Below are 3520 nucleotides of genomic sequence, written 5' to 3'. Positions count from 1 at the left end.
GTTGGGGGTGCGGGCCGGGCAGCGCGACGCGGCGGAGATCCATCAGAAGGGCCCTAGCCGTCCGCCCGGGCCGCCGCGAGCAGCTCCTCCGCGTGCGCCCGGGCCGTCTCGGAGTCCTCCTGGCCGGCGAGCATCCGGGACAGCTCCCTCACCCGGTCCTCGCCTTCGAGGACCTTGACGCCCGAGCGGGTCACGGACCCGTCGTTGGTCTTCTCGACCAGCAGCTGCCGGTCGGCGAAGGCGGCCACCTGGGGCAGGTGCGTCACGACCACGACCTGCGCGCTCTTCGCCAGTCGTGCGAGCCGTCGGCCGATCTCGACCGCCGCCTTGCCGCCGACCCCGGCGTCGACCTCGTCGAAGAGGTACGTCGGCACGGGATCCGTCCCCGCGAACACGACCTCCACGGCCAGCATCACCCGCGACAGCTCGCCGCCGGACGCGCCCTTGGCGAACGGCCGGGGCGGCGCGCCCGGGTGCGGGGCGAGCAGCAACTCGACCTCGTCGGCGCCCGCGGGGCCGCAGGCGACGGGACGGCCGCCGACCTCGACGCCCTCGGGGTCCTCGGTCTGCCGGATGTCGAAGGACACGCGCGCGTGCGGCATGGCGAGCGAGGCCAGCTCGGCGGTCACGGCGGCGGCGAACCGCTCGGCGGCCTCCGTCCGGGCGTCCGTCAACGCCTGCGCCAGCCCGCCCAGTTCCGACCGCAGGGCGTCCCGCTCGGTGGTCAGCTCCCCGATCCGCTCGTCGTCGCCGTCGAGTTCGGTCAGCCGGGCGGCGCTCTGCTCGGCCCACGCCAGCACGGTGGCGATGTCCTCGCCGTACTTGCGCGTCAGCCCGGTGAGCGCGGCCCGCCGCTCCTCGACGGCCGCCAGCCGCAGCGGATCGGCGTCCAGGTCGTCGGCGTACCCCGCCAGGTCCCCTGCCGCGTCACGGAGCAGGATCCCGATCTCCCCGATGCGGTCCGCGAGCGCGGCCAGCGCCGGATCGTGCGACCGTACGGCGTCCAGGGCCCGCTGGGAGCCCGCGACGAGCGTCCCGGCGTCGACGCCCTCCGGGTCCTCGGGATTGCCCGCGAGGGCGGCGTGCGCGGCCGCTGCGGCGGACGCCAGCGCCTCGGCGTGCCCGAGCCGCTCGGCCTCCTCGGCCAGCTCCACGTCCTCACCGGCACGGGGTTCGACGGCGGCGATCTCGTCGAGTCCGAAGCGCAGCAGGTCGGCCTCCTGGGCCCGTTCACGCGCCCGGGTGGTGATCTCGTCGAGTTCGGCGGAGACGGCCCGCAGCCGCTTGTACGCCTCGCCGTACTTGGCCAGCGGCCCGCCGACCGCGTCGCCCGCGTACCGATCGAGCGCCTGCCGCTGCCGGGACAGCTTGAGCAGCCCCTGCTGGTCGGTCTGCCCGTGCACGGCCACCAGCTCGTCGGCGAGCTCGGCCAGCACGCCCACGGGCACGCTGCGCCCGCCCAGGTGCGCCCGGGAGCGTCCCTCGGCGGAAACGGTACGGCTGATCAACAGGGCCCCGTCGTCGAGCTCGGCCCCGGCCTCCTCGGCGCGTACCGCGGCCGTGGCGTCGCGGGGGACGGTGATCCGCCCCTCCACGACGGCCTTGCCGGCCCCGATCCGCACGAGTGCGGGGTCGGCCCGCCCGCCCAGCAGCAACCCCAGGCTGGTGACCACCATGGTCTTGCCCGCACCCGTCTCACCGGTGACCGCGGTGAATCCCGGCGACAGCTCGACCACAGCGTCGTCGATCACGCCCAGCGACCGTATCCGCATCTCCTCCAACACGGACACGACCTTACGAGGTCCGGGCCGGCAATTGCGACCGGCCCACCCCTGTCACCCACGCGAGTGCACCGCCCTCTGCTTGCGGGCGCGGGGCGGTATCGATGTGCGGCTCCACCGCGCGGGCGCGACAAGCCACAGGATCACCCGCATCCGCCGCCGACGAACGGCCACCCCTAATGAGGGGCGCCCCGCCACCCGGAAACAGGCAGCGCGAACTTGGCCACCAGCCGGTCCGTGAACGACGCGTGATGCAGCCGGGCCAGCCGAACCGGCACCGCTCCCCGCCGCACCTCGACCCTCGCACCCGGCGGCAGCTCCACGGTCCGCCGCCCGTCGCACCACAGCACACCCGGCGGAATGTGGGGCAGAACCTCCACAGCCAACACGGAATCCGGCGATGTCACCAGCGGCTTCGCGAACAGCGCGTGCGCGGAGATCGGCACCATCAGCAGCGCCTCGACCTCCGGCCACACCACCGGCCCGCCCGCCGAGAAGGCGTACGCCGTCGACCCCGTGGGCGTCGCGCAGACGATCCCGTCACAGCCGAACCCCGTCACCGGCCGCCCGTCGATCTCCAGGACGATCTCCAGCATCCGCTCGGCGGACACCTTCTGCACGGCCGCCTCGTTCAGCGCCCAGTCCGTGTGCACGATGTCCCCGTTGCGGTGCACGACGACGTCGACGGTCATCCGCTCCTCGACCTCGTACGCCTTGGTCACCACCCGGTCGACGACCTTGTCGAGGTCGTCCCGCTCGGCCTCCGCGAGGAACCCGACGCGCCCGAGGTTGACGCCGAGCATCGGCACGCCCGACGCCCGCGCGAACTCGGCGCCGCGCAGCAGCGTGCCGTCGCCGCCCAGCACGATGAGCAGCTCACACCCGTCGAGACACTGCGGAGTGGCCTCCTTGACCAGCTCCACCTCCGCCGGCAACGGCAGATCGCGTGCCTCGGCCTCCAGGACGCGCACGCCCAGGCCGGAGCGCAGCAGCCCCTTCACCACGAGCTCGGCACTGCGCACGGCCGCGGGCCGGCCCGTGTGGGTGAGCAGGAAAACAGTACGAGCTCGGTTCTCGGTCAACGCGGCCCCTCCGCCACTGCACGGTCTGCCTCGGCCGGGTCCAGTGCCGGTGCCCCGGACCGCAGCCACAAGAAGTATTCGACATTCCCCGACGGCCCGGGCAGCGGACTGGCCGTCACGCCCTTCACCCCGAGCCCCAGCCCCCAGGCCTTCTCGGCCACCCCCCGTACCGCTTCGGCCCGCAGCTGGGTGCTGCGCACCACTCCCCCGCTGCCGAGGCGCTCCTTGCCCACCTCGAACTGCGGCTTGACCATCATCACCAGGTCGGCGTCCGGCTTCACGCACCGCACCAAGGCGGGCAGGACCAGCCCGAGCGGGATGAAGGACAGATCCCCCACGACAAGATCCACTGGCTCCCCATCGATCGCTTCAAGCGTCAACTCGCGTACGTTCGTACGGTCCTTGACGGTGACGCGTTCATCCTTCTGGAGGGACCACGCGAGTTGTCCGTATCCGACGTCCACGGCGACGACGTGGGCGGCGCCCGCCCGCAGCAGGACGTCGGTGAAACCGCCGGTGGAAGCACCCGCGTCGAGCGCCCTGCGCCCCTCGACGGCCAGCCCCTGCGGCCCGAACACGGCGAGCGGGCCGGCCCGGGTGTGGCCGCCCCGCGGGACGTAGTGCGGGGGGGTGTGGGCCTGGGGCACCCCGCTTGCG

3 protein-coding genes are annotated in these 3520 nt (G+C 73.6%); all 3 read right to left on the bottom strand.

Annotated features, from left to right (window positions below):
* Positions 1–53 precede the first annotated feature (53 nt).
* Entirely contained in the window at positions 54–1772 is a 1719-nt protein-coding gene (recN, locus tag ABZ281_RS18975; protein WP_356656883.1) for a DNA repair protein RecN, read from the bottom strand.
* 185 nt (positions 1773–1957) lie between these two features.
* A complete protein-coding gene (locus ABZ281_RS18970; protein WP_356656877.1) occupies positions 1958–2863 on the bottom strand; it encodes an NAD kinase in 906 nt (301 codons plus the stop codon).
* Positions 2860–3520 (bottom strand): TlyA family RNA methyltransferase (locus ABZ281_RS18965; protein ID WP_356656875.1); only part of this gene is annotated, 661 nt, incomplete at its 5' end. The genes ABZ281_RS18970 and ABZ281_RS18965, both read right to left, overlap by 4 nt.

It is taken from the genome of Streptomyces sp. NPDC006265 (assembly GCF_040613555.1).
GTDB lineage: Bacteria > Actinomycetota > Actinomycetes > Streptomycetales > Streptomycetaceae > Streptomyces.
The sequence above is the reverse complement of the archived record's forward strand: the minus strand, read 5'-3'. Positions and strand labels throughout refer to the sequence as shown.

What these genes read in the sequence shown, in the direction of transcription:
- recN (WP_356656883.1), bottom strand. Translation starts at nt 1,772, where the DNA reads ATGCGGATACGGTCGCTGGGCGTGATCGACGACGCTGTGGTCGAGCTG.